Genomic DNA, 20,382 nt, shown 5'->3' with positions numbered 1-20,382 from the left:
CGCCGGCTCAGGGATCGAGCTGGATCACCTGGCCGGGGCGAAGGATGGACTTGGCGCCCAGCCCGTTGATCGAGAACAGCCGGCCGAGCGGCACGCCATAACGCGAGGCGATGCGCGAAAGCGTGTCGCCGGGCTTCACCGTGTGCGTACGCGCCGGTCCGGGCTCGTCGGCGGCCGGTGCTTCCGCGGTTTCGCTGCCGGCGGTCACCATCGCCAGCGCGGTCGCCGGGGCCAGCACATCGCGCGGAGCGCCCGGGACGATGCGGCCCTGCCGGTAGGCCGGGTTGAGCGAACGCAACCGCGCCGCGTCGGTGCCCAGGCGGACCGCCGCCTGGTCCAGACTGGCGACACCGGCGGGTACTGCCATGCGCACCAGGGGCACGAAGCGCGCCTCGCGCGGCAGCACCAGGCCGTGCCGTTCGGGCTTGGCGATCAGACAGGCCAGCGCGTGCAGTTTGGCCACGTAGTCGTAGGTGGTGCGGGAGAGGCCGCGCGGCAGATGGCTTTCGCCCGAGACGCGGCGGTCGCCGCTGCTTCGGAAGGCGCGGATGATGCGGTACTCGCCGGCGTTGTAGCCCATCGCCATCGCCCGCCATTCGCCGTCGAACAGGCCATCCAGGGTCTGCAGGTAGGACAGCGCCGCGTCGGTCGACTCCACCGGCGACAGGCGGCCGTCGTAACCGGGCTGGATGCGGATGCCGTGGTTGCGCGCGGTGCTGGCGATCATCTGCCACATGCCGGCAGGGCCGCCGGGGCCGATGGCTGCCGGCCGGTACCAGCTCTCGACGATGGGCAGCAACGCGAATTCGCCCGGCAGTTCGCGCCGCTCGACTTCCTCGACGACATAGGCCATCAGCGGCAGGATCTCCTCCAGGTGCCGAGCGAAACTGGCCGGATAGCCGGCGTAGCGTTTGCGCCAGGCGCGGTTGTGCTGCCCCTTGACGCAGATCGGCGGCGAGAACCGGGCGGTCATCCGGTCGAACACCTCGGCGCCCGTATCCATCGGATCCGGCAGCGCAGGCACCGGTTCCGGCGCCGGAGTCTGGACGGTGGCATCGGGTCGCGGAACCGGGTTCAGCGTCACCGGACTTTCCGGCTCCCTGGGTTCGTCCAGGTCGGGACGGACCATCGGCTGGCAGCCGGACAGCAGGACCGTAATGGCGAGGGTGGCGGCCAGGAGGCAACGGGCGGGGGTCATGGGTGGAAAACGTCCTTCCATTGGCGCAGGGCGGCAAATGCCTCCATTCGGCTGCGGGGCGCATGGCCCAGGCGTCCGGAGAGGGTGGTGGCCACGGTGGGATGGTCGACCCGCAGGAACGGGTTGCAGTTCCGTTCGATGGTCACAGTGCTGGGAAGGCTGGCGCGCCCCTGGGCCCGCAGCGAACGCACACGGTCCATGTGGCGGTCGCGGGCGGGGTTGTCGGGCTCGGCAACGGCGGCGAAACGGCCGTTGGCTTCCGTGTATTCATGGCCGCTGTAGACCAGGGTGTCGCCGGGCAGGGCGGCAAGCCGGTCCAGCGAGGCCAGCATCTGCGCCGGCGTTCCCTCGAACAGCCGCCCGCAACCCAGGCTGAAAAGCGTGTCGCCGCAGAACAGGTGACCGCCGCCGTGGAAAGCGACATGGCTGCGGGTGTGGCCGGGCACGGCCAGGACGTCCAGCTCCAGGTCCAGCGAGTCGATCCGGATGCGCTCGCCGTCGCCGACGCGATGGTCGGCGGCGACTATGCGCTCGTCGGCCGGGGCGTGGCAGGGCAGGCCGAAACGATCACGCAGGGCCTGGGCTCCGCCGACATGGTCGTTGTGGTGATGGGTGAGCAGGATGGCTACCGGCTGCAGCCCCTCGGCCACCGCCTGGATGACCGGACCGGCTTCCCCCGGGTCCACCACGAGCGCATCGCCGCCCGGCGCCACCAGCAGCCAGATGTAGTTGTCCTCGAGGGCGGGCAGGGCAATGGCGCGCAGCACGGGGTGACCTGGGGCGCGCCAATGACGCAGAATCGCGACCATGCCCCCGGCTCCCGCCCGACGTCAACCCGACCGACCTGCCGACATCTGGTTCCGCCGCGAGGCCACGCTGGGCCTGGTCCAGGACGTCCAGCGCCAGGCCATTCCCGAACTGACCCGGGTGTTCGGCCACGGCGGCCTGTACCTGCGCCCCAGCCACGCCGTTCCGGACACGCTGTCCGGGAACATGCTGGCCAACGTGCTGAGCCTGCACCGCCAGGGCGGTGCCTTCGCCGGCGACCTCGCCTGCCAGGACCGCGCCCTGCCGGTCGCCAGCGGCTGCCTGTCCTTGGTCTACGCCCTGTTCGTGCTGGAAACCTCCCCGGACCCCGCGGCCCTGCTGGCGGAATCGGCCCGGGTACTCAAGCCCGACGGCGTGGCCCTGATCCTGAGCCTCAACCCCTGGGTTCCCGGCCACCTGCGTTGGGCCTTCCAGGGCCTGCGCGCCCTCGACGCCTCGACGGTGGCGATGCGGGTCCGCGAGGCCGGCCTGGACGTCCAGCGCCGGCACACCCTGGGGCCGGTCTGGTCTTCGCCGCAGGGGCTGGACCTGGCCACCCGGCGCTCGGACCCGCTGGCCCGCCTGCGCATGGCGAGCTTGACCGTCGCGCGCCGCCGCGACCCCGGTCTCACGCCGCTCCGATCGGTGTCGCCGGCGATGAAGTTCCGACCCGGTGTGAGCGCCGGCTGATTCCCTCCGCATGGACGCATAGATGAAAAACGTCGAGATCCACACCGATGGCGCCTGCCTCGGCAACCCCGGCCCGGGCGGCTGGGCCGCCCTGCTCCGGCACGAAGGCCGCGAGCGCGAGCTCGCCGGCGGCGAGGCCCAGACCACCAACAACCGCATGGAGCTGATGGGCGCGATCATGGCGCTCGAGGCGCTCAAATCGCCCTGCACCGTGGTGCTGTCCACCGACTCCCAGTACGTGCAGAAGGGCATCGGCGAATGGCTGCCCAACTGGATCCGCCGCGGCTGGAAGACCGCCGCCGGGGAGCCGGTGAAGAACCAGGACCTGTGGCAGCGCCTGGAAGCCGCCGCCAAGCCCCACAAAATCCAGTGGAAGTGGGTCAAGGGCCACGCCGGCCACATCGAGAACGAACGGGTGGATAAACTGGCGCGGGCCGAAGCCGAGAAATTCAGGTAAGCATGCGCCAGATCGTCCTCGATACCGAAACCACCGGCCTGTCCTGGGAGAAGGGCAACCGCATCGTCGAAGTCGGCTGCATCGAGCTGGTGGAGCGCCGCCCGACCGGGCGGCAGTTCCAGCGCTATTTCAACCCCGGCCGCGAGATGGAGCCTGGCGCGCAGGAGGTCACCGGCCTGACCCTGGACTTCCTGCAGGACAAGCCGCGCTTCGAGACCGTGCTGGACGAACTGCTGGAGTTCATCGCCGGCGCCGAGCTGATCATCCACAACGCCAGCTTCGACGTCGGCTTCCTGAACTACGAATTGTCGCTGGCCGGTCCGCAGTACGGCCGGCTGGAGCAGCACGCCAGCGTGCTCGACACGCTGGCGATGGCCCGGGAACGGTTCCCCGGCCAGCGCAACTCGCTCGACGCGCTGTGCAAGCGCCTGGGCGTGGACAATGCCCACCGCAAGCTCCACGGCGCCCTGCTCGACGCCGAACTGCTGGCCGAGGTCTACCTTGGCCTGACCGCCGGCCAGGGCGACCTGGGCCTGGCCCCCGCGGGCGACGCGCGGGCCGCCGTGGCCACGGTGGCGCTGGAGGCCCCGGTGCCCGGCGTGCGTCGCGTGCTGCGCGCCAGCGAGGCCGAGCAGGCCGCACACGAGGCCCGGCTGGCGAAGATCGCCGGCAAGGCCGGCAAACGCCTGTGGCCCGCGGCCGAACCGGCAGCCTGAGCCGGCTTTATGGATAATCGGCTCCGGTCTGAGACAGCGAGGTTTGCTTGAACGCGACGGTCCTGCTCACCTCGGTCGACATCAACATCCCCGGCTACCGCATCCTCAGCCCGATCGGCGAGGGCGGCATGGCCTCGGTGTTTCTTGCGGTGCAGGAATCGCTCGACCGCGAGGTCGCGCTGAAGGTGATGTCGCCGGTACTGGCCGCCAACACCGAGTTCGCCAGCCGCTTCCTCACGGAAGGCAAGATCACCGCCAAGCTCCAGCACCCCAACCTGGTGACGGTGTACGACATCGGCAGCCATGCCGGCGTCTATTACCTGGCGGCGGAATACATCCCCGGCGGCACGCTCAAGGAGCGCATCAGCCAGGGCGGCCTGAGCGTGGCGCACATCCTCGACATCGCCACCGACATCGCCCAGGGCCTGGATTTCGCCCACGAGAAGGGCTTCGTGCACCGCGACGTCAAACCCGGCAACGTGCTGTTCCGCAAGGACGGCCGCGTCGTGCTGGCCGACTTCGGCATTGCCAAGGCGATGGACGGCAGCAACAGCTCCACCGTCGCCGGCTCTTCGATCGGCACGCCCGACTACATGAGCCCGGAACAGGCGCGCGGCGAGCCCGTGGACGGCCGCTCCGACCTCTACAGCCTGGGCACTGTGCTCTACGAGATGCTGACGGGCACGCCGCCCTACCAGGCCGGCGATCCGTTCACCGTGGCGCTGATGCACGTCACCCATCCGGTGCCGGCGCTGCCCGAGCCCTACGAATGGCTGCAGCCGCTGGTCTCCGGGCTGATGGCCAAGGACGCCGCACAGCGCTACAACACCGGCGCTGCCTTCGTCGACGCGCTGCACAAGCTGGTGGAAGCCGCGCCGCAGGGTGCGGTGCTGCAGGAGACCAGCGCGCGCAAGGCCGGAGGCGGCGGCCGCATCGCCGCCGGCGCTGCGACCCAGCAGCGCACGCGGATCAGCGCGCGTCAGTCCAGCGGCCGGCCCGCCTGGCTGTGGCCCGCGGCCGGCGTCGGCGTGTTCGGCGCCGCGGTGCTGGCCTGGTGGCTGCTGACGCCGGCCACGGCGCCCCCATCGCAGTCGCAGCCGCAGGGTCCGGCCGCCCAGCCGACCGCCGCCACGCCGGCGACCGAAACCCTGCCCGAGAGTTTCCAGATGCCCCAGCCGGTGGACACCGCCAATCAGGACGAGGTCGACCGCCTGCTCAACGCCGGCGACAAGCTTTACGAATATGCGACCCAGGTCGAAGTCGGCCGCAAGCTCGACTATCCCGACGACGACAGCGCGCTGGGCTATTACCGCCGCGTGCTGGCGATCGATCCGGAAAACGCGCGGGCGCGCGCGGGCGTGGCCAGCGTGGTGGCGTTCTACCGAAGTTATGCGCACAAGGCCTGCGACCGGGGCGAATGGGTGCAGTGCGGTTTCCTGGTCCGCAAGGGCCTGGCCGTGGACGGCGAGGATCCCTATCTGCGCCAGCTTCAGGATGCCGTGGCCACCGCGGAATCGGGCGGCACGCCGGCGCTTCCGGCGGCGCCGCCCAGCAGCTGAGGCCTAGCTGCGCCGGAGCAGGATGACGGTGACGTTGTCCGAACCGCCGCCATCGAGGGCGGCCGACACCAGGTGGTCCACGCACTCCTGCGCCGACAGGTCGGTCTTGGCGAGCAGGGCGCCGATGCTGGCATCGTCCACTTCCTCGGTCAGGCCGTCACTGCACAGCAGCAGCTGCTGGCCGGGACGAAGTTCGCCCGACAGGGTTTCGACTTTCAGGTTCTGCGGGTCGGTGACGCCCAGGGCCTGGGTCACGACGTTGCGGTGCGGATGCGCGCGCGCCTGTTCGGCGGTGATGGCGCCCTGGTCGATGAGCTCTTGCACATAACTGTGGTCGGACGACAGCTGCCGCAGCTGGCCATTCCACAGATACGCGCGGCTGTCGCCGACCCAGGCCAGCTCGAAGCGGTTGTCGTGGATGCGCAGGGCAACCATGGTGGTGCCCATCGGCAGGCTTTCGGCGCGCTGGCGGCTGTGCCGGATGATGTCCTCGTCGGCGCGGCGGATCGCGTCGGTGAGGCTGCGGCCGGCGCGGACCTCGCGCACCACCGCGTCGCGCGCCAGGGCGCTGGCGACTTCGCCGAACTCGTGACCGCCCATGCCGTCCGCCACCAGCCACAGGCCCAGCTCGGCGTCCCCGTAGTAGGTGTCCTCGTTCAGCTCGCGGCGCAGTCCGACGTGGCTGAGATGCCCGAATTCGATCATCCGTAGGTCCGGGTCGTCAGGTCGAAGGTGGGGCGGTCATGGCCGCCATCATGCGTTCGCCGGGCGCCGGGCCGCAAGCGCGGCCCGGGCGGCGAAGCCGGTGTGAAGCGCCGACGGCTTGCGGGGCATGGCTCAGAACTCCATGCGCAGACCGAGCGCGAGGTTCCACTGCGACATGCCGTTCCGGCCCACCAGCTGCTCGTAGTAGAAGAAACCCGAGCGGCCTTCGGTGAGCACCATCGACAGGCCCAGTCCCAGGCGGAAGTAGTCGGTGTCGAGCGGGTCGCCGCGCACCACCATCGCCGTGCCGGTCGGGTCGTTGATGAAGCGCGCTTCCACCGCCTGCGGGTCGTCCTTGAACTCGTGCTCCCACTCCAGCTGCAGGTGCGGGATCAGCACGCCCCAGTCCGCACTGTGCGTGTAGGTGAACTTGCCGCCGAGCACGCTGGCCAGCGAGGTGACGTCGCGGTTCTCGATGCGCAGGCCCAGGCCGCTGCCCGGCTCGCCGGCCTGCAGGGTTTCGTTGATCGCATCGAAGCCGACCCGGGTGTACAGCAGGCGGCCGTAGGGGCCGATGCCCCAGGCGCCGCGGTTGAAGTCGCGGCCGAACGTGGTGGCCGTGGAGAGCAGGTCGCCCGACGCATCGGCGCGCGCCGTCTGGTCCACGCTGGTGGTGCCGCCGCCGGCCAGCGGCAGGGTGTAGCGGATGCGCCGGAGCAGTTCGTAGTCGTTGCGGCCCCAGGTGACCACGCCGTCCATGTACCAGCTGTCCTGCTGGTAGAAGGTCGTGTACGCCGACACCGTCCAGCCGTTGGTGTCCAGGCCGCCGCGTTCGCCCGGCAGCTGGGTGTCCTGGCGCGTGTAGCCGAGCGAGGCGCCGAAAATCCACTTGTCGTTCTTGCGGTAGTCCACGCCCGCGGTCAGGCCTTCGATGTCGAAGTCGTAGGCGGGATTGCGCTGGCCGGGATCGGCCTCGCCGCGGCCGATGGTGCCGGCGGCGAAGAAACCCCAGCGGCTGAAGTCGGTGCCGACTTCGGCCGGTTCTTCGACCGCGCCGAAGGCGGCGCCCAGCGAGCCCAGCGAGATCGGGCCGGCCGGCGTGTTCAGCGCCAGGCCGCCGAAGCTGGTGCCATTGGTGCCGCTGCGCAGCGCCGCGATGCGGGTCTTGAGGTTCTGGAACTGAGACTGCAGCGCGCTGAAGGCGGCATTGGCCTGGGTGAGGGCGACATCGGCCATCAGCTGGTCGATGGCGCCGATCGCCGCCGGCGGATCGATGCCGGCGGCGGCGGTCAGTTCCTGGCAGCGCTGCAGCAGGTCCTGCTGGGCCGGCGTGCGGCTGGGCAGGGCCGCCAGGGCCGGGCAGGCATTGTCGATGGCGTTCGCCACTTCGACCTGCAGCACGCTCAGCCCGGGCAGGCTGGACAGCGCCCCGTTGAGCGAGAACACCGCCGGTGCCGCCGCCAGCGGCGAGCTGGCGGTGACGTCCACCGCGCCCGCCGTGGTGACGGTGACGGTATTGCTGGCGATGCCGGCGGCATCGGTGGTGGTGGTGGCGTTGGCCAGCGTGCCGGCCGTGGCGCTCCAGCTGATCGTGGCGCCAGCGACGGGCAGGCCACCGGCGTCCCTGAGTTCGACTTCCAGCGGCGCGGAGGCGACGCCTGCAGCCAGCGTCTGGCCGTCGCCGGAAACGATCGCCAGGGCACCGAGGGCATCCACGGTCAGGTTGAACACGGCGGTGGCGGTCGGATCGTCCTGGCGCGCCGCGGTGATCGTCACGGGGCCCGCCGTGGCGCCGGCGGTCACGGTGGCGGTGGCGTTGCCCGCGCCGTCGGTCGCACCGCCGGGCACCAGGGTGGCCGCGCCGGTGACGGTCCAGTTGATGGTCACGCCGACCGCGGGGATGCCGCTGTTGAGCGCGGTCACCTGCAGCGGCAGCGCGAATGCGGTGTTCACCAGGGCGTTCTGGCCGCCGCCGGCAGTCGCGGCCAGGGTCGCGACGAAGGCGACGTTGGCGTCGAAGGAAATGCTGACCTCGTCGCCGTTGGCCGGCACGCCGTCGGGGTCATAGGTCGCGGTGACCGCGCCGGTGAAGCTGCCCGCCGCGGACGGCGTGAAGCTGGCGACGGCGTCACCCGCGGCATTGGTGCCGCTGGCGAAGGTCGCCGGCGCGAACGGCGCGGTCGCGGACCACTGGACGGTCGCGGCGTTCACCGGCGTGCCGCCCTGCTCGAGGCGCACCGTGAAGGCGATCGGCGTGCCGACGGTGCCGGTGGCCGGATTGGCGCTAACGGTGTTGAGCGTGAACGGCAGCGCGGTGGCCAGCAGGTTGGTGAAGTTCACCGTCGCTGCCGGCGCGTCCTGGCGCGTGGCGCTGACGGTGATCGGGCCCGGGGCCGTCGGCGTCACGCTCAGGTGCGCTTCGCCGAAGGCATCCGTCGGTCCGCTGGGGGTGATGGTGGCGCTGCCGGACGTGACGACCCAGTTGATGGTGACGCCGACCGCCGCGACGCCGCTGTTTTCCGCCGTCACCGACAGCACGGCCGGGAAGTTGCTGCCCACCGTCGTGGTCTGGTTGTCGCCGCTGTTGACCACCAGCGTCGGCACCGCGGCGACATTGGCGTCGAAGGCGACGCTGAGTTCATCGCCGCTGGCCGGCACGCCGTCCGGATCGAAGGTCGCGGTGACCACGCCGGTGAAGCTGCCGGCGGCGGACGGCGTGAAGCTGGCGGTGGCATCGCCGGTCGCATTGGTGCCGCTGGTGAAGGTCGCCGGCGCGAAGGGTGCATTGGCCGACCACTGGATGGTGGCGGCGTTTACCGGCGTGCCGCCTTGTTCCAGGTGCACGGTGAAGGCGGTCGGGCTGCCGACGGTGCCGGTCGCCGGATTCGCGCTTCCGGCCACCAGGGTGTAGGGCAGGGCGGTGACGGTGACGGTGAAGTTCTGCTGCGAGGTTGCGCAGAACGTGCAGCCGCTGTTGGCGTTTACGGTGTAGGTGCCGGGCACCGTGGCGGTGAAGGTCGCCGTGCTTTCGCCCGACAGCACGGCATTGCCCGCGACTGCGCCGTCGCCGCCGGCGGGCTGGGCCGTCACGCTCCAAGTGATGTTGGTGCCGTCGGCGGCCGGGATGCTGGCGCTGCCGTAGTCGGTGGTCAGCGTGAGCGGCGTGCCCGAGGGCGTGCTCGGCGTGTTCGAGCCGACCACCAGCAGCTGCACCGGTTCGATCTGCACCGGCATGTCGACCGGCGCCACCGCGGCGCAACCTTCGAGCACGAACGCGACCGGGCAGTTCAACGTACCGCGCACGACGATATTGCCGGCGGTGAAGATGCTCTGGGTGATGTCGGCATCGCCGGCACCATCAGGATTGACCGTGCCGTAGTTGGCAGGGTTGGTGATGTTGGTGAAGGTGGTCGCCAGCGCGCCGGGTGCGCCGTTGAACTGCAGATTCGTTCCCAGCGTGAACGGCGTGATCTGGTTCGCCACCACCGGCGTGGGCACGTTGGCGATGTAGTCGAAGTCGTTGTTGGTGCCGAAGGTGTAGGTCAGCGTGTCGCCGGCGCAGCCGCCGACCAGGCAGGTGACCACCACCGTGCCGGTGCCGCCGGGCGTCGGGCCCAGCAGAACGCTGAAAGTCTCGTCGGTGTCCAGGATCGCGCTGAAGGTCGTCGGCGCGGTCGCGCCGCCGGTGGAGTCGGTGGTGATCGCGATGGTGCCGGTGACCGTGCCGGCGCAGGCGGTCTGCGCCTGGAAGGTGAAGCTGACCGATGTATTTGGCAGGCCGAGCTTGCTCGGCGCCGGGTCGACGTTGACGAAGTCGCAGCTCTGCGCCAGCGATTCGCCGCTCCAGGCCAAGGAAAGCAGCGCAAGCAGGAAGAGCGCCACGCCGTTGAAGATCCGGCCGGTGAGCCGGTGCGCCGTCCGTCGGCGAGTCGCCGCGTCGCTGCAGAAGTCCATCGCTTTTCCCCTGGAATGCGGCTATAACCCCGACTCGAGTATAGCGGCTGACGCGCCGCTGCAAGGGGCCTCGGCGCGGGTCGCATAGCTTCCTCTGGAGCCATGCCCATGATCGTGCGTACCCAATGTCCGGTTCGTTCCCGACTTTTCGTTAGTGTCTCGGCTGGCCTGTTCGCTTTTGCTGTCGGGTCCGTGCCCGCGCCCGCGCCCGCGCATGCCGCGGTGCGCAATGCCGAGGACCTGCTGATCGTCGACTGCCTGCTGCCCGGCCAGATCCGCAAGCTCGGCCGCCAGGCGACCTTCCTCAGCGCGCGCCGCCCGGTGCGCACGACCCAGGCCGAATGCGAGATCCGCGGCGGCGAATACGTCTCCTACGACCGCGCCAACTACCAGACTGCGCTCAAGGTCTGGCTGGAAGGTGCAATGTCGGGCAGCGCCGAAGCGCAGAACAACGTCGGCGAGATCTACTCGAAGGGTCTGGGCACCGCGCCCGATTACGGCATGGCCTTCCAGTGGTTCAAGAAGGCCGCCGACCAGGGCTACGGCCGCGCGAAGATCAACCTCGGCTACCTGTACGAGCAGGGCCTGGGCGTGGCCCAGGACCAGGCGATGGCGCTCAATCTCTACCGCGAGGCCTCCGGCATCCAGGACGAGCTGCTGTACGCCTCGGTCGTGCAGGTGCAGATCAAGGCCAAGGACGAGCAGATCACCGGCCTGCAGCAGCAAGTGCAGGAGGGCGAGGCCGAATCCGCCGCCCTGCGCCAGCAGGTGCAGCAGCTGCAGAAGGAGCTGGCGCAGCGGCGCAGCGCCCTCCAGGAAGCGCAGCGACAGCTCGGCGAAACCCAGGCCAAGCTGGCACAGGCCCGGCAGCGGCAGGACGACGACCTGACCAAGCTGCTCGAGAACCAGCTGCTGGCGCAGGAGGAACAGATCAACAGCCAGCGCACCCAGCTGGTCGCGCTGGAAAGCCGGGCGGGTGCCGCCGGCGGCACCTATGCCGCGGCGCCGATGCTGGAGATCCTCGACCCGGTGTTCGTCGCCACGCGCGGTCGCAATACCGCCGTGTACCGCGGCGGCCCCGGCCAGCGCCAGGTGGTTGGACGGGTGACCGCGCCGCAGCTGGTTCGGCAGATCACGGTGAATGGGCAGCCGGCACCGTTGAACGCCAACGGCGGCTTCAGCGCCAAGGTGGACGTGCCGGCCGGTGGCGCCCAGGTCCAGGTCGCGGCGATCGACCGGGCCGGCGCGCGCGCCGAGCTGGCCTTCACCCTCTTGCCGCAGGCCGCCTCGGCGGCCAGTGCCGGGGCAACGGCACCGGCCGCCGCCGGCGACCTGCCGCGCGATGTGAAGCTCGGCCGCTATTACGCCGTGGTGATCGGCAACAACAGCTACCGCGATCCCAACTACGCCACCCTCAAGAGCGCCGCCAACGACGCCAACGCGGTCGCGGCCCTGCTCAAGTCACGCTACGGCTACCAGACCAGCCTGGTGCTCAACGGCGGGCGGCTGGAGATCCTGACCGCGCTCAACGAAATGCGCGAGAAGCTAAAGCCCGAGGACAACCTGCTGATCTATTACGCCGGCCACGGTGAGGTGGACGCCGCGGGCCAGGGCTATTGGGTGCCGACCGACGGCGCCGCCGGCGCCAGCAAGACCTGGATCTCGAACGCGGCGATCAGCGACATCCTCAACACCATCGCGGCCAAGCACGTGCTGGTGGTCGCCGACTCCTGCTATTCGGGCACCATGACCCGGGCCTCGGCGCCGACCTTCGATGCCGGCTCGATGCCGCCGGAGAAGTGGGCGACCTGGGTCAAGACCATGGCCAACGGGCGCTCCCGCACGGCCCTTACCTCGGGTGGCGTGATGCCCGTGCCCGACACCGGCTCCGGGCGGCACAGCTACTTCGCCCGGGCCTTCCTGAACGTCCTGCAGGACAACAACCGCCTGCTGGAGGCCCAGCGCCTGTACCAGGAAGTATCGAGCTCGCTGGCCCTGGGGGCGATCAATTCGCCGGTGCCGCAGGTCCCCGAATACTCGCCGATCCGCTACGCCGGCCACGAAAGCGGCGAGTTCTTCTTCCTGCCGCGGGGTGGCGGTAGCGCCGCCGGACCCTGAGGCTGGCGGAGAGGCCGCCGGCCCCCTATAATTCGCGGCCCGGCGGTTGCGACCGCTGCGCCGGGTCCGGAGAGGTGGCAGAGCGGTTGAATGTACCTGACTCGAAATCAGGCGTGCGTTTATAGCGCACCGAGGGTTCGAATCCCTCCCTCTCCGCCAGATCAAATAAAAAGGGGCCCGCAAGGGCCCCTTTTTATTTGATCTGGCGGAGAGGGACGGTGCCGGTTCCGAGCCAGGGTTCGAGCGATTCGTCCGGAACGAATCGCGGGCGCCGAAGGCGCACCCGACGAACGTCGGGCGGGGGGCAGGACAGCCCCCCGCAATCCCTCCCGGACCATCACGTACACTGAGCGGCGAAAACGGAGCCCCTTCCCCATGTCCGAAATCCAAGTCCCCGTCTCCTTCGGCGAGCTGCTCGACAAGATCGCCATCCTGCAGATCAAGTCCGAACGCATGTCCGACCCGTCCAAGCTGGCGAACGTGCGCAAGGAGCTGGACGCGCTCGACCGCACCTGGGCGGCCCATCCGGCCTCGAAAACCGACATCGCCGGCCTGCGCGCCGCCCTCAAGGCCGTCAACGAGCGCCTGTGGGTGATCGAGGACGACATCCGCCTGAAGGAGAAGGCCCATGCCTTCGACGCCGAATTCGTGCGGCTGGCGCGCGCCGTTTATTTCGAGAACGACGAGCGCGCGAAGATCAAGAAGGACATCAACCTCGCCCTGGGCTCGGCCTACGTCGAGGAGAAGTCCTACGAGGACTACCGGGCGCCGTCCCGGTAGTCCGCGCGCTCAGCGCATGGTGCGGCGTTCGAAGTCGACCTCGTTGATCAGCCGATTGCTGCTCGCCAGCATCGGCAGGTAGTCGGCGCCGCTGCCGAAATTGCGCAGGTTCGGGAAGATGTCCACCGCGTCGCCGTAGCGCAGGCCGAACCAGCGCGCCAGCGTGCTGCCGAGCTGGTCGATCGACGTGGTCGGAATGATCCGGCCACGGCCGACGTCCAGCGCGGCGCCCAGCCGCAGTTCGGGCATCTGGCCGTAGATCTTCCGGCCGACGACGTCGCCTCCGATCAGCCAGCTGTGCCCGCCCCAGCCATGGTCGGTGCCGTCTCCGTTGTTGTTCAGCGTGCGGCCGAAGTCGGTCATGGTGAACGTGGTCACCTGCTGGGACACACCCAGTTCCACCGTCGCGCTGTGGAAGAGCGCCAGCGAGCGGCTGATCAGGCCCAGCAGCTCGGTGTGGTCCGAGAGCATGTTGTCGTGCATGTCCCAGCCGCCGACGCCGATGAAGAACACCTGCCGCTTCTGCCCGAGCTGCCTGCGGGCGGCGATGGTACGCGCCACGGTGAGCAGCGAGTCGGCCAGCCGGTTCTCGCCCGCGGGCGGGAAGGGCGTCGTGAGCGGCGGCGTATTGCTCAGGGCGGTGTGGGCCAGCTCGCTGAAGGCGATGGCGCGTTCGCTGATGCGCGCGTGTTCGCGGGTGAAGATCGAGCTTTCGCGCTTGGCGGCGTCGAGCAGCTTGTAGAAGGCGTCGCGCCGCGGCACCACGCGCGACCAGGTCGAATCGCGCAGCGTGTCGTTGATGCGGATCGGCCCGGTGCTGTTCATCGCGTAGACGCCGTCCGCGGCGCCGGCCTGCCACATGTTCGAACCCGAGATCGAGATGTTGGTCGGCAGCGCACCGCCGAGGTACTGGCCCGACGCGGCCAGACGATCGGCGATGCGGGCACCCCAGCCCGCGCGGGCGGCCGTCTCGCTGCCCATCGACATGCTGTAGGCCTGCTGGTCCACATGCGAGAAAAGCTGCGGCGGCAGCGGCACCCGCCGGGCCTCGTAGTCGAGCTTCGAGGTCGGCGCGGCCAGCGGGCCGACATTGGCCAGCAGGGCGGCGTGCCCGGACTCGAACAGCGACCGCATTTCCGGCATCGCCGGATGCAGGCCCCATTCGACGCCGCCGGCGCCCGACAGCGGCGTGATGGGCAGCAGGTTCGCCTGCGGGATGCTGAGGTTGGGGCGAGCCGCCTGGTAGTTGCTGTAGGCCGAAGCGGTCCGCGGCACCACCATGTTGAAGCTGTCGTTGCCGCCGAACAGGTAGACGCAGACCAGGGCACGGTAGTCGTCGTCGCCGCCGAGGCCGCCGGTGGCGGCCTGCACCATCTGCAGGCGGCCCATCGTGGCGAAGGCGGCGGCGCTGCCCAGCGCGATCTGGACTGAGCGGGCGAGGAAGCGGCGGCGCGAGCCGCGGGCGTCGTGGTGGCTCATGGCTTACCTCTGCACGGCGAACTGGGGTGAGGCGGCGATGAGGAAGATCATGTCCTCGACCCGATCGCCGCCATGGTCGGCCATGGAGGTGGCGCTGGCCGATTCGACCAGGATCCGGCGCATCGCCGGCGACATGCGGCCCGCCATCAGCAGCAGGTTGAGCCGGTCGGCCAGCGCGCCGGGCGCGATCGCCAGCGACTTCTCGGTGCTCAGGTTCAGGCGCATGCGTGCGGTGTAGAAACGTGCGTCGTTGACGGTCGCGGGCAGGCTGGTGTCGTCGCGGTCCATCTGGAAGAGGCGGCCGTGCAGGTGGTTGAAGGTCGAGATCGCCGTCGCCTCGTTGAGGATCTGCAGCTCAGGCGCGTACAGCCCGCGCTGACGGAGGTCCCCGGAGGGCTGGTAGTTGGGCCGGTAGAAGTTGAAGACCGAGGGCGAGGACATCACCGTCTGGCCCATGTCCGGGCCCGCGCCGCGGTTGCGCAGCAGTGCGCGTGTGGTCGCGCCGCCCGGGCCGGCGACGGCCTGGCCCTGGGCGTTGAACGCGCGCCAGATCGCGGTCAGGCGCAGCATCGGCTCCTTGACCTTGCCGTAGTCGTCGGCGGCGGCCAGCGCCAGGTCGCGCGCCTCCGGATCGAGCAGGATGGCGCGCACGACCGCGCCCAGGTCGCCGCGGATGCCCTGGCCGTTGTTGTTGAACACATTGGCGACGCGCTGCACGTAGGCCGGCGAAGGATTGCTGGTCACCAGCCGCTGGATCAGGTGCCGGCCGAGGAAGGGGCCGACGTTGGGATGTTCGGCCAGGTTGTCCAGTGCGGCGTCCAGGTCGGCCTCGGCGGTGCCGCCGGAGGCGAGGTTGGCGCCGCGCAGCAGGGTCTTGGCGCCGGTGTCGTGGTAGGTCGGCCAGGCGCTCATGGGGGTGATCAGGCCCGGCAGCTTCACCGTGTCCTCCCAGTCCCACCAGCGCGCTGCATTGCCGAAGTTCCAGCCGGTCAGCGCGCGCGCCAGATGGGTGATGCGCGTGTTGTCGTAGGTAGGGATGGTGTTGCCCTGGCCATCCAGCCGCGGCGTGCCATTGGTGTTGAGCTCGACCAGGCCGATCGAGAACAGCTGCATCACCTCGCGGGCGAAGTTCTCGTCCGGTTCGGTGTTCTGGCGCGGGTCGGCCTTCTCGTTCTGCAGCATGCCCAGGTAGCGGCCCATCAGCGGATGCAGCGTGACCTCTTCGAGCAGGGTGCGGTAGTTGCCGAAGGCGTTGACCGCCAGGGTGTCGTAGTAGTCGCTCACCGCGAAGTGCGAGTAGCCGACGTTGTCGCTGACGTCGGAAATCACGAAGAACTGGCTCAGCGCGAAGGCGACCCGCTGCCGCAACTGGTCTTCTCCGTACACGGCGATATGGGTCCAGGCGTCATGGCGGCTGAGGTTGCAGCCCCAGGAGAAGACGCAGTCGCGGTCGGACTGGATGCTCAGGTGCGGCATCAGCTCGTTGTGCAGGGTCTGGTGCAGCGCCAGGTGCAGGCTGGCCGGACGGGCGATCTGGTCGTCGATCCAGCCGGCGTAACCCAGCGACACCACCCGCTGGATCTCGGGCATCGTCGCGCCATAGCTCGCCTGCTGCAGGAAGCGCGAGGCCTCGGCCTGGTTCGCCGGCACCGGCAGGCTGGTGGTGAATCCGCCGGCGGCCGCGCCGCCCAGGGTCCACTGCTGGTTGCTGACGGACGGAGGCTGCTTGCAGTCCCACAGGTGGATCGGCGTGCCGGTGCGGGTGGAGGCCCAGGTCACGTCCAGGCAGCGGCCGGAGGTGAGGTGCCGGATCTGGAAGTTCGTGGTGCTGGCCAGGCCTTCGAGCCGGAAGCGCTGGCTGCTGGCGTTGTTGCATGCCATCTGCACGACGGCCGTGCCGTTCTCGGTGGCTCCGGCGCGGGCGGCCAGGCACAAGCCGGCGCTGGTGCGCAGGCTCGCGACCTGGGCGTAGCCGTTGACCGGCAGCACGCGCAGCACCTGTTCGGGGCGGCCGTTGCAGGTGTTCTGGGTCAGCTGGACGTCGGCCGCTGTGCTGGCATTGGGCACTTCCAGGCACTGGCCACTGTGGCCGGCGACGGCCGTGCTGTTGAAGGCGGTCAGGTTGGGAAGGGTCTGCGCCGCCAGCGGCGCACAGGGTAGGAGCAGGGCGGCGGCGACCGCCAGGCGGAATTGGGGGTGACGCATCGAGCGGCTCCGGGGGGAGAGGGTCGCGGGGTTCAGCACACGTTTACAGTCCGGCCCGACAAAAAACGTGAACAAGTTCACATTTTTTCGCCGGCGCGCTCAATTCCCCGACGGTCGGCCGGCGAGGGACGGCCCCGGAGGCGCGGCGACAAAGGCGTCGAAGCGCGCAATCACCTCGTCCACGGGGATCAGGTCCATCACTCCGGGGAACTCTACGCGCCGGCCCCAGCGCAGCGCGCTGGCCGGTTTGCCGAGGAACCGGCGGGCGGCGGCGTCGTAGTGGTTCACCGTCCAGCGGCGGTCGGAGTAGGGACCGGACCGCTCCGCGTCGGTGCAGGCGTGCAGGCCCAGCACTGGCGTGCCCATCGCATTGGCCATGTGGGTCGGGCCGGAGTCGGGCGTCAGCACCAGGGTGGCGCGCTGCAGCAGGGCCAGCAGCTGCTTCAGGGTGTCCTTGCCGACCAGGTCCAGGGCCGGGTGCCGCATCGTGGCCAGTATCTGGTCCGCGGTTTGCCGCTCCAGCACGCTTCGGCCGCCGCAGATCACCACCCGCCAGCCGTTCGCCGCGGCGTGGTCGGCGACGGCGGCATACCGTTCCGGGCGCCAGTTGCGCAGCGGGTGGCTGGAGCAGGGCGAGACCAGCAGGGTCGGGACGTCGCCGGGCAGCTGCTCGCGAGCCCAGGCGTGGGCCTCGTCCGGAACCGGCAGCCGCCACTCCACCGGGCCTGGCGTCAAGCCCAGCGGCAGCAGGAACTGCAGGAAGGCGTCTAGCACGTGGTGGCCGCCGGCCGGCACGCGTTCGTTGATGAACAGCGAATGGCCTTCTTTGCTGCGCGCCCGGTCGTAGCCGATGCGGCGCTCGGCCTCGATCGCGGTCGACACCAGGCTCGCGCGCAGGGCCAGCTGCAGGTTCAGCAGCACGTCGAAGCGGCGGCCGGCGAGCTGCATGCGCAGTGCACGCCAGCCGGCCAGTCCGGCCTTCTTGTCGTAGACGATGAACTCGACGCCCTCCAGGCCTTCGAGCAGCTTCGCTTCGCCCCTGCCGATGACCCAGGTGATCGGCAGCTGCGGCCAGGCGTGCTGCAGCGCGCGCACCAGAGCGACGGCATGGGTGGCGTCGCCCAGGGCGGACAGGCGCAGCAGGCAGAGCGATCGCGGCGCGGGGATCACGGGCATTTGGTTAAACTGGCCTGGAATGGGAGTCACGTCCGCCGCCGTCGAGATCCGACAGCCCTTCCGCGATGCGCGCGGAACAGGGGCGATTGTGTTCGACCCGGCGCGACTGCGGCAAGCCGCGCCGGAGATGCTCGATCCCGCCCATTGGCAGGCGTCGGCCTCGCCGGTGCAGGAGGGAGGCCGCGGTGCGGCTTGGTTCGTGCACGGTGAGTTCGGGGACGCGGTGCTCAGGCACTACCGCCGCGGTGGGCTCGCGGCCCGGCTGGGCCGGTCGCGCTACTTCTGGCTCGGCGAAGCGCGCGTGCGCTGCCTGGCTGAATTCCGGCTGCTGGCGGCGCTTCGCGCCGAGCACCTGCCGGCGCCCGCGCCGCTGCTGGCCGGCTATTGGCGCAAGGGCCTGCACTACGGCGCCGCGATCCTGGTCGAACGCATCCCCGGCGCACGGGCGCTGGCATCGTGGCTGTCGAAGGAGCCTGACGACGCGCCCTGGGAGTCGGTCGGCGCCATGCTCGCGCGTTTCCATCGCGCCGGCCTCGACCACGCCGACCTCAACGCCCACAACATCCTGCTCGACGGCGCGGGCGCGCCCTGGCTGATCGATTTCGACCGCAGCCGGCGCCGCGGCGCCGACGGCGCTTGGCGCCAGGCCAACCTCGACCGCCTGGCGCGGTCGCTGGCCAAACTTTCCGCCGGCGGCGACGGCTGGCGGCCCGGTTACGCGCGGCTGCTGGACGCCTATGGCCGGGAATTCGCGGGAGCACCGGCATGACCTGGTCGCTGCGTTTCCTCGGGGTCGGCAATTCGCAGTCGGCGGTGACCCTGGGTTCGGCCTCGGCGGTGATCGAACGCGCCGGCCGGCCCGAGCTGATGATCGACTGCGGCCAGGAAGCGCTCACTGCCTTCCAGGCGCATTACGCCTCGCTGCCCGACGCGCTGTTCATCACCCATGTGCACATGGACCACGTGGCGGGACTCGAGCGGCTGTTCTTCGCCACCTATTTCGATCCGGAGCGGCGCGGCAAGGTCCGCCTGTACGTGCCGGTCGGCGTGCTGCCGCACCTGCAGTCGCGGCTGGCCGACTATCCGGGCGTGGTGGCCGAGGGCGACGCCAACTGGTGGGATGCCTTCCACCTGGTGCCGGTGACCCGCGGCTTCTGGCATCGCGGCCAGTGGTACGACGTCTTCCCGGTGCGCCACCACCTTCCCGACACCGCCTTCGCGCTGCGCCTTCCCGGCAGCCTGGTCTGGACCGGCGACACCCGGCCCATCCCGGAGATGCTGGCGAAGTTCGCCGGTACGGGGGAAGTGGTCGCGCACGACTGCGCCCTGCACGGCAATCCTTCCCACAGCGGTGTGGACGACCTCGAGCGCGAGTATCCGCGCGAGCTGCTGTCGCGCTGCGTGCTTTACCACTACGCCTCGCAGGCCGACGGCCAGACCCTGCGGGCGCGCGGCCACCGCGTCGCGGAGGCTGGCGATGTTCTGGCGCTGGCCGAGCCCACGTCCACGGTTTCGCCATGAGCGCGTACCCTTCCACCGGGTTGCCGCGCGACCGCCTGGGCCGGCCGCTGCGCGACCTGCGCGTGTCGGTCATCGAGACCTGCAACTTCCGCTGCCCTTACTGCATGCCCGAAGGGCTTACCCCGGAGGAGACCGCGCTCGACCGCGCCCGCCGGCTCGACTTCGACGAAATCGAAACCGCCGTGCGCGCCTTCGCCCGGCTGGGCGTCAGCAAGCTGCGCCTGACCGGCGGCGAACCCCTTCTGCGCAAGGGCCTGCCGGAGCTGGTGGCGCGGCTGGCGCGCATTCCCGGCATCGACGACCTGGCGCTGACCACCAACGGCTCGCTGCTGGCCGGGCAGGCGCGGGCGCTGCGCGAGGCGGGGCTGCACCGGCTGACGGTCAGTGTGGATTCGCTGGATCCCGCCGGCTTCAGCGCGATGTCCGGCGGCCGCGGCGACCTGGGCGACGTGCTGGCGGGCCTGGCGGCGGCGGAGTCGGCGGGGTTCCGTTCGATCAAGATCAACAGCGTGATCCAGCGCGGCGTCAACGAAGACCAGGCCCTGGCGCTGGCCGGCCGTTTCCGCGGCACCCCGCACGTACCGCGGTTCATCGAATACATGGACGTCGGCACCTGCAACGGCTGGCGCCGCGAGAACGTCGTGCCTTCGGCCGAGCTGCGGGACCGGATCGCCGGACGCTGGCCGCTGCGCGCGCTGACGCCGACCTATCGGGGCGAGGTGGCCTCGCGTTATGCCTACGCCGACGGCCAGGGCGAGGTCGGCTTCGTCAGTTCGGTCAGCGAGCCGTTCTGCGGCGATTGCCACCGGGCGCGGCTCTCGGCCGACGGCCAGCTCTACACCTGCCTGTTCGCCGCGCGTGGCCAGCCCCTGCGCGAACGCATCGCCGAGGGCGAAGACGCGCTCGCGGCGCATCTTTCCGGCCTCTGGCGCCTGCGCGGCGACCGCTACAGCGAAGAGCGCGCCAAGGTGCCGGCCGACCGGAAGAAGATCGAGATGTTCTACATTGGCGGCTGAG

General features: G+C 70.2%; 16 protein-coding genes and 1 tRNA gene. 10 read left to right on the top strand and 7 right to left on the bottom strand.

Annotated features, from left to right (window positions below):
- Positions 1-7: 7 nt before the first annotated feature.
- Together E1B00_RS04850 and gloB are read right to left on the bottom strand one after the other, a co-directional pair.
- Positions 8-1,198, bottom strand: a complete 1,191-nt coding sequence (locus E1B00_RS04850; protein ID WP_176693122.1) for a transglycosylase SLT domain-containing protein — start codon at positions 1,196-1,198, stop codon at positions 8-10.
- Positions 1,195-1,962 carry a hydroxyacylglutathione hydrolase gene (gene gloB, locus E1B00_RS04845; RefSeq protein ID WP_139447712.1) on the bottom strand — a complete coding sequence of 256 codons (768 nt, stop codon included), beginning with the start codon at positions 1,960-1,962 and terminating at the stop codon, positions 1,195-1,197. Before gloB ends, E1B00_RS04850 begins: the two co-directional genes overlap by 4 nt.
- A gap of 43 nt (positions 1,963-2,005) precedes the next feature.
- Here gloB and E1B00_RS04840 point away from each other — a divergent pair, with 43 nt between their 5' ends.
- The 4 genes from E1B00_RS04840 to E1B00_RS04825 are packed head-to-tail and all read left to right on the top strand — an operon-like array spanning position 2,006 to position 5,427.
- Positions 2,006-2,695, top strand: coding sequence for a class I SAM-dependent methyltransferase (locus tag E1B00_RS04840; RefSeq protein ID WP_139446224.1), 690 nt, complete (start codon positions 2,006-2,008; stop codon positions 2,693-2,695).
- 22 nt (positions 2,696-2,717) lie between these two features.
- A complete protein-coding gene (gene rnhA / locus E1B00_RS04835) occupies positions 2,718-3,152 on the top strand; it encodes a ribonuclease HI (protein WP_139446222.1) in 435 nt (144 codons plus the stop codon).
- A gap of 2 nt (positions 3,153-3,154) precedes the next feature.
- Positions 3,155-3,868 (top strand): DNA polymerase III subunit epsilon, encoded by a 714-nt coding sequence (gene dnaQ, locus E1B00_RS04830; RefSeq protein WP_139446220.1) that lies wholly within the window; start codon positions 3,155-3,157, stop codon positions 3,866-3,868.
- Positions 3,869-3,915: 47 nt separating this feature from the next.
- A complete protein-coding gene (locus E1B00_RS04825) occupies positions 3,916-5,427 on the top strand; it encodes a serine/threonine-protein kinase (RefSeq protein ID WP_139446218.1) in 1,512 nt (503 codons plus the stop codon).
- Positions 5,428-5,430: 3 nt separating this feature from the next.
- Here the strand turns inward: E1B00_RS04825 and E1B00_RS04820 are convergent, their stop codons facing one another.
- Both E1B00_RS04820 and E1B00_RS04815 read right to left on the bottom strand, forming a co-directional pair.
- Positions 5,431-6,132: a PP2C family protein-serine/threonine phosphatase gene (locus tag E1B00_RS04820; RefSeq protein WP_139446216.1), complete on the bottom strand. Its 702-nt coding sequence runs from the start codon at positions 6,130-6,132 to the stop codon at positions 5,431-5,433.
- Between the two features lie 132 nt (positions 6,133-6,264).
- Entirely contained in the window at positions 6,265-10,086 is a 3,822-nt protein-coding gene (locus E1B00_RS04815) for an autotransporter domain-containing protein (RefSeq protein WP_139446215.1), read from the bottom strand.
- 192 nt (positions 10,087-10,278) lie between these two features.
- On the opposite strand from E1B00_RS04815, the gene E1B00_RS04810 reads away from it, so the two are divergent.
- From E1B00_RS04810 to E1B00_RS04800, 3 genes are all read left to right on the top strand, one after another.
- On the top strand, positions 10,279-12,204 hold the full coding sequence (locus E1B00_RS04810) for a caspase family protein (protein ID WP_176693121.1): 1,926 nt from the start codon (positions 10,279-10,281) through the stop codon (positions 12,202-12,204).
- 68 nt (positions 12,205-12,272) lie between these two features.
- Positions 12,273-12,363: transfer RNA gene (locus tag E1B00_RS04805), tRNA-Ser, on the top strand.
- Positions 12,364-12,579: 216 nt separating this feature from the next.
- Positions 12,580-12,984: a DUF6165 family protein gene (locus E1B00_RS04800; protein ID WP_139446212.1), complete on the top strand. Its 405-nt coding sequence runs from the start codon at positions 12,580-12,582 to the stop codon at positions 12,982-12,984.
- A 9-nt stretch (positions 12,985-12,993) separates the two neighbouring features.
- Here E1B00_RS04800 and E1B00_RS04795 read toward each other — a convergent pair whose 3' ends face one another.
- The 3 genes from E1B00_RS04795 to E1B00_RS04785 form a co-directional block, all read right to left on the bottom strand.
- Positions 12,994-14,463, bottom strand: a complete 1,470-nt coding sequence (locus E1B00_RS04795; protein ID WP_139446210.1) for a DUF1501 domain-containing protein — start codon at positions 14,461-14,463, stop codon at positions 12,994-12,996.
- A 3-nt stretch (positions 14,464-14,466) separates the two neighbouring features.
- Complete coding sequence (locus E1B00_RS04790) at positions 14,467-16,668, bottom strand: DUF1800 family protein (RefSeq protein WP_139446208.1); 2,202 nt, start codon at positions 16,666-16,668, stop codon at positions 14,467-14,469.
- 99 nt (positions 16,669-16,767) lie between these two features.
- Positions 16,768-17,844, bottom strand: a complete 1,077-nt coding sequence (locus tag E1B00_RS04785; protein WP_139446207.1) for a glycosyltransferase family 9 protein — start codon at positions 17,842-17,844, stop codon at positions 16,768-16,770.
- A gap of 19 nt (positions 17,845-17,863) precedes the next feature.
- Here E1B00_RS04785 and E1B00_RS04780 point away from each other — a divergent pair, with 19 nt between their 5' ends.
- The 3 genes from E1B00_RS04780 to moaA are packed head-to-tail and all read left to right on the top strand — an operon-like array spanning position 17,864 to position 20,381.
- Positions 17,864-18,613, top strand: coding sequence for a 3-deoxy-D-manno-octulosonic acid kinase (locus E1B00_RS04780; RefSeq protein WP_139446205.1), 750 nt, complete (start codon positions 17,864-17,866; stop codon positions 18,611-18,613).
- Positions 18,610-19,365 (top strand): MBL fold metallo-hydrolase, encoded by a 756-nt coding sequence (locus E1B00_RS04775; RefSeq protein WP_139446204.1) that lies wholly within the window; start codon positions 18,610-18,612, stop codon positions 19,363-19,365. Before E1B00_RS04780 ends, E1B00_RS04775 begins: the two co-directional genes overlap by 4 nt.
- Entirely contained in the window at positions 19,362-20,381 is a 1,020-nt protein-coding gene (gene moaA / locus E1B00_RS04770; RefSeq protein WP_139446203.1) for a GTP 3',8-cyclase MoaA, read from the top strand. Before E1B00_RS04775 ends, moaA begins: the two co-directional genes overlap by 4 nt.
- The last annotated feature ends 1 nt before the right edge of the window (position 20,382 follow it).

The organism is Arenimonas terrae, assembly GCF_006265115.1.
GTDB lineage: Bacteria > Pseudomonadota > Gammaproteobacteria > Xanthomonadales > Xanthomonadaceae > Arenimonas > Arenimonas terrae.
This window is presented reverse-complemented; position numbering and strand designations above follow the sequence as displayed.

Bases quoted from the DNA above. Each gene is read 5' to 3' on its own strand.
- E1B00_RS04795 (WP_139446210.1), bottom strand. From the start codon at position 14,463: ATGAGCCACCACGACGCCCGCGGCTCGCGCCGCCGCTTCCTCGCCCGC.
- E1B00_RS04840 (WP_139446224.1), top strand. From the start codon at position 2,006: ATGCCCCCGGCTCCCGCCCGACGTCAACCCGACCGACCTGCCGACATC.
- E1B00_RS04780 (WP_139446205.1), top strand. From the start codon at position 17,864: ATGGGAGTCACGTCCGCCGCCGTCGAGATCCGACAGCCCTTCCGCGAT.
- E1B00_RS04815 (WP_139446215.1), bottom strand. From the start codon at position 10,086: ATGGACTTCTGCAGCGACGCGGCGACTCGCCGACGGACGGCGCACCGG.
- moaA (WP_139446203.1), top strand. From the start codon at position 19,362: ATGAGCGCGTACCCTTCCACCGGGTTGCCGCGCGACCGCCTGGGCCGG.
- E1B00_RS04775 (WP_139446204.1), top strand. From the start codon at position 18,610: ATGACCTGGTCGCTGCGTTTCCTCGGGGTCGGCAATTCGCAGTCGGCG.
- dnaQ (WP_139446220.1), top strand. From the start codon at position 3,155: ATGCGCCAGATCGTCCTCGATACCGAAACCACCGGCCTGTCCTGGGAG.
- E1B00_RS04785 (WP_139446207.1), bottom strand. From the start codon at position 17,844: ATGCCCGTGATCCCCGCGCCGCGATCGCTCTGCCTGCTGCGCCTGTCC.
- E1B00_RS04790 (WP_139446208.1), bottom strand. From the start codon at position 16,668: ATGCGTCACCCCCAATTCCGCCTGGCGGTCGCCGCCGCCCTGCTCCTA.
- E1B00_RS04800 (WP_139446212.1), top strand. From the start codon at position 12,580: ATGTCCGAAATCCAAGTCCCCGTCTCCTTCGGCGAGCTGCTCGACAAG.
- rnhA (WP_139446222.1), top strand. From the start codon at position 2,718: ATGAAAAACGTCGAGATCCACACCGATGGCGCCTGCCTCGGCAACCCC.
- E1B00_RS04850 (WP_176693122.1), bottom strand. From the start codon at position 1,198: ATGACCCCCGCCCGTTGCCTCCTGGCCGCCACCCTCGCCATTACGGTC.
- E1B00_RS04820 (WP_139446216.1), bottom strand. From the start codon at position 6,132: ATGATCGAATTCGGGCATCTCAGCCACGTCGGACTGCGCCGCGAGCTG.